Origin of the sequence: Emticicia fluvialis (assembly GCF_024793945.1) — a bacterium.
GTDB lineage: Bacteria > Bacteroidota > Bacteroidia > Cytophagales > Spirosomataceae > Emticicia > Emticicia fluvialis.
On the sequence record NZ_JANUSD010000011.1, the window covers coordinates 18,298 to 30,655 of the forward strand.

At 41.6% G+C, this 12,358-nt stretch carries 14 protein-coding genes; 9 read left to right on the top strand and 5 right to left on the bottom strand.

What is annotated here, in order from left to right:
• The first annotated feature begins 105 nt into the window (after nucleotides 1-105).
• On the top strand, nucleotides 106-630 hold the full coding sequence (locus NZ848_RS13665) for a DUF7935 family protein (protein WP_101727977.1): 525 nt from the start codon (nucleotides 106-108) through the stop codon (nucleotides 628-630).
• Here the strand turns inward: NZ848_RS13665 and NZ848_RS13670 are convergent.
• Nucleotides 623-1,138, bottom strand: a complete 516-nt coding sequence (locus NZ848_RS13670) for a DUF421 domain-containing protein (RefSeq protein ID WP_259015941.1) — start codon at nucleotides 1,136-1,138, stop codon at nucleotides 623-625. The two genes, NZ848_RS13665 and NZ848_RS13670, sit on opposite strands and share 8 nt — an antisense overlap.
• A 197-nt stretch (nucleotides 1,139-1,335) precedes the next feature.
• Between NZ848_RS13670 and NZ848_RS13675 the strand changes: the two genes are divergently transcribed.
• From NZ848_RS13675 to NZ848_RS13685, 3 genes are read left to right on the top strand one after another with little or no spacing between them, the layout of a single operon-like run.
• Nucleotides 1,336-1,914, top strand: a complete 579-nt coding sequence (locus NZ848_RS13675) for an RNA polymerase sigma factor (protein WP_259015942.1) — start codon at nucleotides 1,336-1,338, stop codon at nucleotides 1,912-1,914.
• Nucleotides 1,915-1,948: 34 nt separating this feature from the next.
• The gene (locus tag NZ848_RS13680; protein WP_259015943.1) at nucleotides 1,949-3,445 is read left to right on the top strand and encodes a hypothetical protein; all 1,497 of its coding nucleotides are present in this window, start codon (nucleotides 1,949-1,951) and stop codon (nucleotides 3,443-3,445) included.
• Nucleotides 3,446-3,490: 45 nt separating this feature from the next.
• Nucleotides 3,491-4,039, top strand: coding sequence for a thioredoxin family protein (locus tag NZ848_RS13685; protein ID WP_101727981.1), 549 nt, complete (start codon nucleotides 3,491-3,493; stop codon nucleotides 4,037-4,039).
• 282 nt (nucleotides 4,040-4,321) lie between these two features.
• Here NZ848_RS13685 and NZ848_RS13690 read toward each other — a convergent pair whose 3' ends face one another.
• A complete protein-coding gene (locus NZ848_RS13690; RefSeq protein WP_259015944.1) occupies nucleotides 4,322-5,581 on the bottom strand; it encodes an MFS transporter in 1,260 nt (419 codons plus the stop codon).
• A 184-nt stretch (nucleotides 5,582-5,765) separates the two neighbouring features.
• Nucleotides 5,766-6,374, bottom strand: coding sequence for a 3-keto-disaccharide hydrolase (locus NZ848_RS13695; protein ID WP_253529073.1), 609 nt, complete (start codon nucleotides 6,372-6,374; stop codon nucleotides 5,766-5,768).
• Nucleotides 6,375-6,573: 199 nt separating this feature from the next.
• On the opposite strand from NZ848_RS13695, the gene NZ848_RS13700 reads away from it, so the two are divergent.
• Together NZ848_RS13700 and NZ848_RS13705 are read left to right on the top strand one after the other, a co-directional pair.
• Nucleotides 6,574-7,191 carry a hypothetical protein gene (locus tag NZ848_RS13700; protein WP_259015945.1) on the top strand — a complete coding sequence of 206 codons (618 nt, stop codon included), beginning with the start codon at nucleotides 6,574-6,576 and terminating at the stop codon, nucleotides 7,189-7,191.
• A 66-nt stretch (nucleotides 7,192-7,257) separates the two neighbouring features.
• On the top strand, nucleotides 7,258-7,713 hold the full coding sequence (locus NZ848_RS13705) for a nuclear transport factor 2 family protein (RefSeq protein WP_259015946.1): 456 nt from the start codon (nucleotides 7,258-7,260) through the stop codon (nucleotides 7,711-7,713).
• Nucleotides 7,714-7,801: 88 nt separating this feature from the next.
• Here the strand turns inward: NZ848_RS13705 and NZ848_RS13710 are convergent, their stop codons facing one another.
• Nucleotides 7,802-8,326, bottom strand: a complete 525-nt coding sequence (locus NZ848_RS13710; RefSeq protein ID WP_259015947.1) for an NADPH-dependent FMN reductase — start codon at nucleotides 8,324-8,326, stop codon at nucleotides 7,802-7,804.
• A gap of 102 nt (nucleotides 8,327-8,428) precedes the next feature.
• Between NZ848_RS13710 and NZ848_RS13715 the strand changes: the two genes are divergently transcribed.
• Both NZ848_RS13715 and NZ848_RS13720 read left to right on the top strand, forming a co-directional pair.
• Nucleotides 8,429-9,142 (top strand): DNA alkylation repair protein, encoded by a 714-nt coding sequence (locus NZ848_RS13715; protein WP_259015948.1) that lies wholly within the window; start codon nucleotides 8,429-8,431, stop codon nucleotides 9,140-9,142.
• 29 nt (nucleotides 9,143-9,171) lie between these two features.
• Nucleotides 9,172-10,434, top strand: coding sequence for an aminotransferase class V-fold PLP-dependent enzyme (locus NZ848_RS13720; protein WP_259015949.1), 1,263 nt, complete (start codon nucleotides 9,172-9,174; stop codon nucleotides 10,432-10,434).
• A gap of 56 nt (nucleotides 10,435-10,490) precedes the next feature.
• On the opposite strand, the gene NZ848_RS13725 is transcribed toward NZ848_RS13720, so the two are convergent.
• Entirely contained in the window at nucleotides 10,491-11,693 is a 1,203-nt protein-coding gene (locus NZ848_RS13725; RefSeq protein ID WP_259015950.1) for a DUF937 domain-containing protein, read from the bottom strand.
• Between the two features lie 330 nt (nucleotides 11,694-12,023).
• On the opposite strand from NZ848_RS13725, the gene NZ848_RS13730 reads away from it, so the two are divergent.
• The gene (locus tag NZ848_RS13730; protein WP_259015951.1) at nucleotides 12,024-12,329 is read left to right on the top strand and encodes an isoamylase early set domain-containing protein; all 306 of its coding nucleotides are present in this window, start codon (nucleotides 12,024-12,026) and stop codon (nucleotides 12,327-12,329) included.
• Nucleotides 12,330-12,358 lie beyond the last annotated feature (29 nt).

A 12,358-nucleotide genomic window follows, 5' to 3' on the forward strand; every position in this document is an offset into this window, starting at 1 on the left:
TTTGCCTCGTTATCTACATGCACTGGCAAAAATAATCACTACATTGTGATATTCTCTCAATGAGTAATTTATAATTTTGCATTTTTACAACTCACAGAAGCAATAATGGCTTTAATTACTGAATTACTGAAAATTCTTATCCCGGCGGCGGCTGTTCTTTATGGTATGTACCTTACAGCACAGGCTTTTCTGCAAAAACAATTTGAACAAAAACAAATAGAGATAAAACAAAGAAACACAGAGATTGTAACGCCCCTGCGATTACAGGCTTACGAGCGCATGACGCTGTTTCTGGAGCGAATAACACCCAATAATCTACTGGTAAGGCTTGGCAACAACGGCTTACATGTGCTGGATTTCCAACAGTTACTGTTAAAGGAAATAAGAGAAGAGTTTAACCATAACCTGGCTCAACAGGTTTATATATCTCATGAAGCCTGGGAGAAAATCAGACAGGCCATGAACGATGTAATTGCTCTGATTAATACGTCGGCGTCTGGCCTGGCAACAGATGCCCCTGCTATTGATTTATCAAAGAAGATTTTTGAGCGGGTCATTACAGAAAACAAACAGCCCACTACCGACGCCCTCAGATTTCTGAAAGAAGAAATCCAATCGGTTTTTATGTAGTGGCATTGGGGTTTTGCAAAGTTTTGTGGATACGCTTTCTGCGAGACCTCGTTTTGAAATCATCAGTCAGCACACTTACGTTGCCGTCTACCTCCAATACAGCCAGGTCAACCTGTTCAATTTCCTCAATGCCATGTTCTCTGATAGCGGCCTCGAGCTCAGCCATTGTAAACCCTGCTTTGGCCAGATTCTTTTCTTTAATCTTGCCATCATAAATAAGCATTATGGGTTCTCCCTGTATCAGTTTTCCTACTTTTTGGTATCTGCCAATTAATTTCTTGAGCGCAAAATTGGTAACAAACAATACGCCTGCCGCTACCAGACCACCAGCAAGAGAGTTATCAGGCCCAACCATGGCGTTCTGCACGGCATTACTGATAAGCAATATAAAAACCAGGTCAATAACTGATAACTGTGCCAGTTCTCTTTTGCCAAAGAGCCTGATGGCCAAAATCATGAAAAGATAAACCGTTAGTGCCCTTAGCCCTATGTCGAGATATGAGGTCATAAAAAGAAAAAATTAGAAAGCCCGATAGCCTGAGCCAAAAGTAATGAAACTTTTAATGATAAAAACGCCACCTTACAGGTAAAATTTACTCCTGTGGTCGTGAAGTAGTTGCTTTTTGTCGCTTTTTTTATTAATGTTGATGAGCAGTTGCCTACGCACGCAACCAAGAACCAAATTATAGCGTACTGGTATTAACTATGGTGAACCAATTGCCTGAAAGACCTGAAGAATTACTTATTGCAAGCTTGAAAGGCGACCGGCAGAGTCAGGAGAAGCTCTACAGGCAGTTCTATGGCTTTGCCATGAGTGTGTGTTTGCGGTATAACCATAACCGGGAAGAAGCCTTGGAAATTGTAAATGACAGTTTTCTGAAAGTATTTACCAAAGGCGAACAGTACGACGCCTCCGGAAGGCATTCTTCGTTTCCGTTTAAGGCGTGGTTCAGACGCATCATTGTTAACACTGCATTAGATTACTACAGAAGCCAACAAAAACACTACTTCCACGAAAATCTCGACGAGGCATACAATGTTTCTTCAACCGAAAGCAATGCAATAAGCCAGCTAAACCATGAAGCGTTAATGGAACTTGTTCAGAAACTGCCTTCAGGCTACAAGGTGGTTTTTAACCTGTATGTGATAGACGGATATTCGCATGAAGAAATAGCACAAAAATTACAGATATCAGTAGGCACATCGAAATCTAATCTATCAAGAGCCAGAGAGACCCTGCGCAAAATGATAATGAAAATAGATGGAGCGCTAACCGACAACTAAAACACAGGCTTTTATAAAAAGTCTAATAAATAAAATGAGCAAAAAGATACATGATTTATCAGATGACGAGTTCGATGAGCTTTTCAGGCAGTCAGCCGAAAAGACCGACATCGACTTTGACCCTGAGGCATGGAACCAAATGAGCCTGAAACTTGACGCAGCCGGTACAGGTGCGCCGGTTAAACCTAAAGGTGGCAATACCCTCGGCAAATGGGGGCTTCCACTTGCCATTCTGCTGTTGCTTATACTAACCGGGGTTTACTTTTTTATTAACCCAAGTACCCAAAATAAGGTAAATCAAGTAACAACGGGGGCAACCAAAACACAGAGTAAAGAATCAGAGCTAAGCGCCGCCAAATCTAATACTGCAGACACTGAACCCCAAAGCGCAGTTGAGGTGAACACTAAAGAAAACAATGAAAGCTTGAAGCCGGAGACAACTGCTCAAGCCGCGGCGGAAAAACAACCCAAACTTAACAATGCAGCAATTAAAGACGCCAAACAGCCTGATGTATCAGCAGATAAGCTGCCGAAAAAAATAAAAACATCAAGTACCTCAACTCATGACCTGCCAGTAACAGTAGCAGAAAGTAATGAAACGAAGCAAACGCCAACCACAACAGAAAAACCGAAAGCCATTCGCAGCGGCTATTCTTCAGGCAACAGAGGGGCAATGAAAAAATCATTGTTTTCTGTAAAGAACAAACCTCTTACGGCAGGCGTAAAAACAGAATACTTTGGTAGTGAAGGCATGAAGGCAGCTAACGAAAATTACAAGGCAAACACTGCCATTGCCACGCCGGCCGAACGCCTTCAGTGGGTTGCACTGCATTCTTTAACGCCTCATAAGCGTATGAAATCGGTAAGATATGCACTCCCTGAAATTGACTATTTGCCTATTGTTTCATTTAAATGTTTAACAGCGAACTCAAATACCGCTTTCAGACGCGGTTTAAATATCAGGCTGACGTTATCGCCAGACCTTAGCTTTGTTGCCTCTAACCATATTGGTAAAATTGGCACCAACTGGGCTGCATTGCTTGAATATCGATTTAATCAACGGCTGAGCGTGCAGACAGGCGTAATACGTTCTATGAAGCGTTATCATGCGTATCCGTATCAGTACGAGTGGGCCAGTTATCTTTCTTTGCAATCTCCGCTAAAAGATATTGATGCCACCTGCAAAATGCTTGATATACCTCTAAATCTGAGATACGACATAACCACCCAGCCCAATAGCCGTTGGTTTGCAAGTGCCGGATTTACAAGTTACATTATGCTGAATGAAACATATAAGTATAATTATGAAAACCCTGCAGACCCGAATATTAAACGCCGTGGATGGCAGGGAGAAACTGGCACTTACCCTTTCAGCGTACTTAATCTATCGGCTGGTTATGAACACAGGCTTTTCAGAGGTCTTACTATTCAGGCAGAACCCATCTTTAAAGCACCTTTAGGTAAAGTAGGCTATGGGAAAGTCAGGCTGGCTACTGCTGGTATATTTTTCTCGGTTAAATACCCATTATGAACCGTTAAGGCACAAAAAAGCGTTTTCAAGTAAAAATACTTTTGTATGCTAAAGATACTTTCAATGCTGGTGTTTCTGATGGTGGCTTTCGGCACCAATGCACAGCCCAATACAGGCACAAAAAAACAGATAGAGTGGATAAGCCTGCAGGAGGCCTACAATCGCACGCAAAAAGAACCCCGTAAAACTATTATTGATGTATATACTGACTGGTGCGGCTGGTGCAAGGTAATGGATAAAAAAACGTATGGTAATCCTGTAATTATTGATTACCTGAACAAAAATTTTTATATGGTAAAACTGGATGCCGAAAGCAGGAATGACATATCAGTTGGTGGAATAAAATACAGTTTTGATGCGCAGAAAAATGCTAATCAGGCGGCTATTATGCTTTTGCAGGGCAATCTGAGCTACCCAACCACTGTTTTTCTTGACTCAGACTTTAACATGATACAGCCCATACCGGGTTATTTGGAAGCACAGGAGTTTCATCAGATAATAACCTTTATAGGCGGAGACAATCACAAAAAAGAACCCTTTACCCAATACAAAGAAAACACCTACAAAGAGGTGTTTCGGGATCTTAAATTTTAGCAGCAGCAAGTGTTCCGGGTTAATCAGGGTGGCCAAAGTGAGCAAGCTCATCTTTATTGGTCTCTTAATTATATATGCAAAGGTAGCCGGTTGCTGTACATACTCATAGCGTAAAAATACGCAATCCGTAAAGGGATTTTACGCGTTTTTCAGCTTTCAATGCTTGTATTTGATACCGCCCAATAACATTATTTAGCAAATCGGAGCATTTATTAGCTAAAAATCCCGGAGAATCACCTTTTATGGTATTCCCTGGGATTTTTGAATTTTAACTCCTGATGTCTATTCTTCCAGAAAATCCAGGTCTTTTCCGTGAGTTTCCTGGATGGTAAGTGTAGAATAAAACCCGATAGCAAAACATAATGCGCCTACTATGGCACCGGCTATAATTACCCCCTGGTCGGGTTTAAAAAACTTGTATATGATGGTCATAATTACCACTGTACCACGCACCATATTGGGTATGGTTGTGGCAGCAGTTGCCCTCAGATTAGTGCCAAACTGCTCGGCTCCTACTGTTACAAACATGGCCCAATAGCCGGTTCCCAAGCCCAGCCAGCAACACATGGCGTATAATAAATCGGGGCTTTTGATACTTCCTGAAAACAAGAATACCAGCACACCAACAAAAGCAAAGGCCATCATGGCTGCAATGGCTTTTTTGCGCGAATGAAACAAATGGCTGATAAAACCACTGAAAAAATCACCTACCGAAATACCCACATACGCCCACATAATGGCCAGCCCCGGGTCTACTTTTTCTGTTATGCCCATGGCTTCACCAAATTCGTTACTAAAATAGGTTAAAATACCTATACAAAACCAGGTTGGTAGCCCAATGCCTATACATTTCAGGTATTTTATAAGCCGCTCGCCATCAGTAAAAAAGGCGAAAAAATTACCTTTCTGTACATGCGACTTCTTCTCTATGTCTTTATAAATACCAGATTCTATAACCCCTACCCTAAGCAGCAGAAGGGCAATACCCAGGCCACCACCAATCAGATAGGCTATGGTCCAGTCGCCAGATAATTTTACCGTAAAAGTAGCTACAACCGCCCCGCAAAGCCCGATACCCGCTACCAGCGATGTACCTATGGCACGCAAATTTTTAGGTAAAACCTCTGAAACCAGCGTAATACCAGCACCCAGCTCGCCCGCAAGCCCTATACCGGCAATAAATCGCAGCCATTTGTAAGCCTCTACCTTATCTATAAAATTGATATGCGGTATAAACCCACAGGCAATATTAGCCAGCGAATAAGTAATAATTGAACCAAACAATACAGACAACCGGCCCTTTTTATCACCTAAAACACCCCATAAGATACCCCCAATCAATAAACCTATCATCTGAAAATTGATGATGGTTGTACCCACTGACGATATTTCTTCTTTGGATGTCAGGCCGAGGCTTTCAAGGCTCTGAACACGCACAATGCCAAACAACTGGAGGTCGTATATATCAACAAAATAACCAAGGGCAGCAACAATTACAGGCAGGCTAAACAAATGCTGTAATGTGGTTTTTTCTTGCTTCATAAAGTTTAGGTTTTTAATATTTCTGGGGTTGGGTGTGTGTTATAACCAATGGTTCTGATGGTAAATCAGGCCTTGTTTTTTGTCTTTCAGATTAAAACAAATCTCATTAGGCTAAAAAAGACCCTCTCCTTAAAATAAAGAGAGGGGAAGTACATAATTTCGTTTCAAAGCACAAGGCTGGCTATTACAATTCTTTTACAACAATGTTTTTCCATCTTACCTTTATGCCGCCACCGCTATGAATCTGCAAGGCAAGTATTCCATCTCTTTCGCCGATTTTCGGGTCATCAAGTTTAATCATTTCTGTGCCATTCAAGATAGTAGTAACCACGTTGTCAACCACTCTCACGGTCATTGTATTCCATTCGCCCATTTTCAATGCCTTGTCTTTAGCTGGGTCAGGTTTAATTAACCATCCACGGCCATGAGACTCATAAATACCGCCGGTTGAATGACCCGGAGGCGCTACCTCTGCCTGCCAGCCTGTTATGGTAGTGCCGGTAATAGACGAGTGAAAAAACACGCCACTATTACCGTCAGCCTCTTGTTTAAAATCAAGTGTCAATTCAAAATTTTTGAATTTCTTTTCTGTGCCCAGGTAACCATATTGCTTATCGGGCCCGCTTTCACAAACCAGAATACCGTCTTCTACATACCATTTTTCAGTACCGTAAACCACCCATCCCTTCAGGTCTTTACCATTAAAAAGTTTTTGTCCTTTGCTCTTTTGTGCAAAGCTTAAAGCAGAAATCAACAGAAATGTAAAAGTTAGGAAACTTAGTTTTGTCTTCATTTTGAATAGAGTTTATTTACTGTTACAAAGAAAAGATAAATTTCTTATCTTGCATCACCAAGCAAAAACTATTTCTATGCCAAAGCGGATAATCTGTGGTTTTCTTTTGTCATTTTCCTTTTTGGGTACATTTTGTTTTGCTCAAAACTCATTATCAAAAGAAACTTTTGACGGACAAATCAATAAAGCACCAGTGCTGATGACCCTCACTTTTGACGACGACCTCATCTACGGCACACTGGTTTATAAACGCGTGGGGCAGGCCATTAAGGTAATAGGCTCGCTTGAAAACGGACAGGTTTTATTATATGAATTTGACCCGAAAGCAGAGGTTACCGGCGTATTTTTCGGCACAAAAAAAGGTAATGAAATAACCGGTACGTGGTCTAAACCAAGTATCAATAAAGAGCAGATATTTACACTAAAGAAAACCTCTGAAATAAAAACGCAAACAGACCCCGTAAGTGTTACTGGCACTTATGCTTATAATTTTGGCAAAGAAGGTGGTGCGGGTGTGTTATCGGTGAGCCAGACTGGCCGTGAACGCATAGTGGTAGAAATGCAGGCCTACAGAGGTGCCCCCAGCTACAATCAGGCTACTATTGAAAAAACCACTTTGAAACTTGCAGGGAATCAGGCCATCTATGAAAACAACGAGTTTGGCAAGTGCAAACTGAAACTTTTGTTCTTTGAAGGCGGTGCAGCCATTATTTATCAGGACGAAGCCTTTGAATGCGGGTTCGGCAATGGTGCTACTGTTACGGGCAACTATCTGAAAACCGACAACAAACCTACAAAATTTGAAAAACAGGATTAACCCCACCGTTTTTTTAATAATGGCGGTAAACTACAACCATCAATAGACCTTTAATATCAATTAACAATGAAAAAACTGATACCCCTAATCTTATTTGTTTTTATTTCTTCTGCCACCTTTGCCCAAACCGACCACGAGCAAATCAAAACTACCATCAATCAGGTGTTTGATGGCATGAGAAAAAACGACACAACGCTTATTCGTCAGGTACTTTACCCTTCCTGCTTTCTGAAATCAATAATTAAAGATAAAAACGGAGAAGTAAAGCTACAGGAAGACCCTATCAGCGGCTGGCTGAAGTCTGTAGGAACCAAGCGCGAGGGAGTAGTTTTAGACGAAAGACTGACAGCCTACGATATAAAAATTGATGGAGAAATGGCTATGGCCTGGACCCCCTATGAGTTTTATGTCAACGATAAGTTCAACCATTGCGGTGTTGATGTATTTACTATGATAAAAACCGACAAGGGCTGGAAAATTGCAGGCATTGTAGACACCCGTAGAAAAGAAAATTGTAAATAGATAATGCCCGCGCACCAATGAAGATTTGTGTCGCATGAGAATAAATATTTAAAGAACAGACCGCCGTCGCCGATGGGAAGTCTGTTCTTTAAAATGCAATGAGTTGTTTAGCCTGGCGTTCCAGAAAATTACGATATACTTCAAACGTAAAATCATCACCATCAAAATGGCTTCTGATACTGCCCAGTTTCATTCTCAGCCCCAGTACATCGGTACCCATATAGCTCAGTATATCATTCAGATGCCCTAAACCTACCGAATTACCCTGCACGCCTGACGATATACCCACCAAAGCAGCCTTTTTATGATTGAAACTGTCAGGATACCGCAGCCCGTCCAGAAAAGTCTTTAATACACCCGGAAAAGAGCCGTTATATTCAGGAACAATGAAAACAAATTTCGGGGCTGTATCTACAATGGTCTGAAATTCATTGAAAGAATCGTTACGACCGGAGTTATGATAGAGCGCCGAAAACGCAAAATCCTCCGGTAAATCGGCCAGGTCAACCAACCGGGTTTCTGCTCCTAACGAACCTAGTAACTTCTGATAATATACGCCAACTTTACGGGAAACAGAATTTTTTCGATTAGTACCAATGATTATAGCTATCATTTTTAGGGGGATATTTTCATAACAGACCCGGGAATTTAAAACCCGGCCTTGTATGCCATCATATTTTATTATCTTTAACAAAAAAAATGTCAAATCGTTTCAATGAACGAACTCATTTCAGAATTGCAGGCCATAGCTACGCCCGAGCGGGCAAAAACATCGGCATGGTTCTTTAAAACCGGTAAGGGTCAATACGGAGAGGGTGATATTTTTATAGGCATTACCACGCCTCAGTTACGGGGCATCTGCAAAAAGTACCAGGCACTTCCATTAAATGAAATACAGGTTTTGCTCGATGACCCCATCCACGAATACCGAATGGCCGCGTTGATGATTCTGGTTAACCAGATGAAAAAAGCCAAAGGAGATACAAAGCGCGTAATTTATGAATTCTATATCAAGAATCTGCACAACATAAATAACTGGGACCTGGTTGATTGTTCGGCACGCGACATTGCGGGCAATTATTTGTTCGATAAAGACCGGAGCATTCTATATGATATGGCGCATTCTGACCACCTCTGGACCCAGCGCGTAGCCATTATAGCCAGCTGGTATTTTATAAACAAGCAACAGTATGATGATACCCTGCAGATAGCTGAAATACTACTGCCGCACAAACATGACCTTATACATAAGGCCGTTGGCTGGATGCTGCGGGAAATATGGAAAAAAGAGTCGGCCGCCGGAAACAGACAAAACAAGGTTGAACTATTTCTTGAAAAGAATATCAGAAATATACCAAGAACCGCACTGAGATACAGTATAGAAAAAATGAACGACGAACGCCGGAGATATTTTATGCAACTAAAGTAAATTGACCATATCAATAACACTCCACTTACATGAACAAACGCCAGTTTATCAAGACCTTTGCCGCAACGGGTATGTCTCTTCCTGCTTTTGGAAAAAACCTGGACACCGCCCTGAAACGGATAACCTCACAAACACCAGAAGAAGTAGCTGCCAATGAGGATTTCTGGGCAGAGGTAAGAAAAGACTATAAATTAAAACCAGACTATATAAACCTGGAGAACGGTTATTATTCTATAGCCCCCCAACCTACCTTGCAGCATTTTTTGGGCCATGTGCAGGATGTTAACCTGGAAGGCTCTTATTATATGCGTACGCGCCAGTTTGATGATAAGCTGGAACTAAGAAAGAAACTGGCAGCCATTGCCGGATGCTCTCATGAAGAACTGGTTATTACCCGTAATACCACTGAGTCGCTGGATACTGTTATTGCCGGAATAGACTGGAAAGCTGGTGATGAAGCCATCATGGCCGAACAAGACTACGGCGCTATGCTGGATATGTTTAAACTGCAGGCCCGCCGATACGGCATTGTTAATAAAATAGTGTCGGTGCCTAATAATCCCGGTTCAGACGAAGAAATTGTTTCTATCTATGAGAAAGCCATTACACCTAAAACCAGGCTGTTGATGATTTGCCACATGATTAATATTACCGGGCATATACTGCCTGTAAAAAAAATATGCGACATGGCACATAGCAAAGGCGTAGAAGTAATGGTTGACGGAGCCCATGCTTTAGCCCACATTAATTATAAAATAAGCGACCTGGGCTGCGACTACTACGGCAGCAGCCTGCATAAGTGGCTCAGCGTACCCCTTGGTACCGGCTTACTCTACGTAAAAAAAGACAAAATTGCCGGGCTTTGGCAAATGTTTGGAGACATGGGCTATAAAGATGACGACATCAGGAAGCTGAACCATACGGGTACGAATCCGGTACATACTGATTTAACCATTGCTGATGCCATTACTTATTATGAAAAAATTGGACGCGACCGCAAAGAGGCACGGTTAAGGTATCTGCAAGAGTACTGGACCAGACAGGTAAGACACCTGCCTAACATAGTAATGAACACCCCGGCTGAGAGCCACAGAGCCTGTGGTATAGCCAATGTGGGCATTGCTACCATGAAACCTGCCGATATGGCTAAAACACTACTTACAAAATATAAAATCTGGACGGTGGCCATTGACTCGCCCACTGTAAAAGGCTGCCGGATAACCCCTAATATTTATACAAGTACTAAGGAGCTGGACACCTTTGTAAAAGCGTTGAAAGAATTAGCAGCATAACAAGGAATGCCCGCAGGTGTATTATCTACGGGCATTCCTTTTGATAGTTTTTCTGCCTAACGGCTTATCTTGATTGTTACTTTTGAATCAACTGAGGTTTCTATTTTAGACTGAATGATAATTCTTCTTTGCGGTATGCCCCTTTCAATTAATAATTCTCTGAGGGCATAGGCTCGGTACTCGCCCATATTGTCGTCGGCACTCTGCCCGCCACCGGCAATGGTTATGGTAGCAGACGGAGTATTTCTGAGGTACCTGACAATATCACTTAGCCCCCCGGCGTACCTTACTTCAGCGCTTCCCCTATCAAAACTCAGCTTCGGAAGCATAATCCAGTTATTGCTTGTGTTGAGTTCTTCGCCTAACACCGTGGCTGACTCTTCTGACGAGATAGTTGCTCCGGCTGAAGGCGCAGGTTTGGGTGCTGGAAGTAATGAATCACCCTTCTGCAACAACTGGCCTGGTGATACCAGAACAGTATCTTTTACCGGCTGGCTTAGTGCTGAATCTGGCTTTTCAAATACGGTTGTATCTTTTAAAGGTAATTGTTCGGCAGGCAGTGGAGGTACCCCCTTTTCTCTGAACTTAAACATATACACCACGCCTGCCCCTAATGCTAAAACCAATAAAAGTAAGAAAATCCAGACCATAGGGCTACCGGATTTAGTTTCTATGCTTTCAGTTTTTACTTTTTCTTTACTTTTAGAAGGTTTTTTGCTGCCTGTTTCTTCTTTAGAAACCAGTTTATTAACCAGAATAGGCGGTATAGCTATTAGAACGCTTTCTTTTTGCTCTTGTAATAGTTTTTTCAGACCAGATATCCCCAGGCCTTCCGATTCCACCACCTTACCCAATGCACCAAGCACCATAGGCGAAACAAGCCCAAGTAAAGAAGAGGCAGAAGTTTTACGGATATCGCTCAAAGAAGCAATGGTGTCTGAAACAATCTGGCTTTTTCCGCCGTAAAAATGATTAAAAATATTAGTGCCTACTGAAATCAACAATTGAATTTTCTCGGGGCTGGCAAATAAATCTCCTAAATCATCCAGAATCTCTCCGGTATGCCCGCCATCTTTCAGCACATCCATTACCTTTCCTGCGTTCTGATCAGTAGTTGTCAGAATAACAACGCCAAAAACGGTTGGCAGCACTTTATCTAAAGCCACACTTATGTTCTCGGGGCGCTCTCCCAAAAAAACACTAATCTCTTCAATCTCTGAGCCGGTTAGTTTCTCTTTAATTAATTCGAGTAAATTCATATATCAAATCACGTGGCTATTGAACAAAATTAGGGACGGGTACAAATTACATTAAAAATCGCAAAAACTATGCCCAAAATAAAATGCCTCTTAAAAATGGGCATTTATACCTGTCAAATACTGCTTCATGGGCTTAAGCCTATTTTTAGCCGACAAGAACTAAAAAAACAAGGCCGGTTACCAAAAAATAAGGCTGATACACCGCCAAATATTATCATTCAAAAATAAAACATAACTATTCAAAGAATTTTAGGTTTCAATTAGCTGATAATCATGCAATTATAATTTATATAATATAATTTTGCTACGAAAATCAAACTTATGCATATCATGTCAATTGTAAAACAATTTTCAAAAACCAAATCAGTTTGCAAAGTAACGTTCACGCTACCTTCTGAAGTTGTAAATAACGCAAAGAATGTAGCACTGGTAGGTGAGTTTAACGATTGGAACTCAACCGCCAATTTGTTAAAGAAACAGAAAGACGGACAATATAAAACTTCACTTGAGTTACCTTTAGGCGCAGAATTTCAGTTCCGCTATTTATTAGATGGCTCTGAATGGCTAAACGACGAGGCCGCAGACAAGTATGTCAGCAACGAATTTACAACTCAAAATTGTGTAGTGGTATTGTAATGCCAACCTGGTAACATAAAAATAGCCCA

Bases quoted from the DNA above. Each gene is read 5' to 3' on its own strand.
- NZ848_RS13665 (WP_101727977.1), top strand. From the start codon at position 106: ATGGCTTTAATTACTGAATTACTGAAAATTCTTATCCCGGCGGCGGCT.
- NZ848_RS13670 (WP_259015941.1), bottom strand. From the start codon at position 1,138: ATGACCTCATATCTCGACATAGGGCTAAGGGCACTAACGGTTTATCTT.
- NZ848_RS13675 (WP_259015942.1), top strand. From the start codon at position 1,336: ATGGTGAACCAATTGCCTGAAAGACCTGAAGAATTACTTATTGCAAGC.
- NZ848_RS13680 (WP_259015943.1), top strand. From the start codon at position 1,949: ATGAGCAAAAAGATACATGATTTATCAGATGACGAGTTCGATGAGCTT.
- NZ848_RS13685 (WP_101727981.1), top strand. From the start codon at position 3,491: ATGCTAAAGATACTTTCAATGCTGGTGTTTCTGATGGTGGCTTTCGGC.
- NZ848_RS13690 (WP_259015944.1), bottom strand. From the start codon at position 5,581: ATGAAGCAAGAAAAAACCACATTACAGCATTTGTTTAGCCTGCCTGTA.
- NZ848_RS13695 (WP_253529073.1), bottom strand. From the start codon at position 6,374: ATGAAGACAAAACTAAGTTTCCTAACTTTTACATTTCTGTTGATTTCT.
- NZ848_RS13700 (WP_259015945.1), top strand. From the start codon at position 6,574: ATGACCCTCACTTTTGACGACGACCTCATCTACGGCACACTGGTTTAT.
- NZ848_RS13705 (WP_259015946.1), top strand. From the start codon at position 7,258: ATGAAAAAACTGATACCCCTAATCTTATTTGTTTTTATTTCTTCTGCC.
- NZ848_RS13710 (WP_259015947.1), bottom strand. From the start codon at position 8,326: ATGATAGCTATAATCATTGGTACTAATCGAAAAAATTCTGTTTCCCGT.
- NZ848_RS13715 (WP_259015948.1), top strand. From the start codon at position 8,429: ATGAACGAACTCATTTCAGAATTGCAGGCCATAGCTACGCCCGAGCGG.
- NZ848_RS13720 (WP_259015949.1), top strand. From the start codon at position 9,172: ATGAACAAACGCCAGTTTATCAAGACCTTTGCCGCAACGGGTATGTCT.
- NZ848_RS13725 (WP_259015950.1), bottom strand. From the start codon at position 11,693: ATGAATTTACTCGAATTAATTAAAGAGAAACTAACCGGCTCAGAGATT.
- NZ848_RS13730 (WP_259015951.1), top strand. From the start codon at position 12,024: ATGTCAATTGTAAAACAATTTTCAAAAACCAAATCAGTTTGCAAAGTA.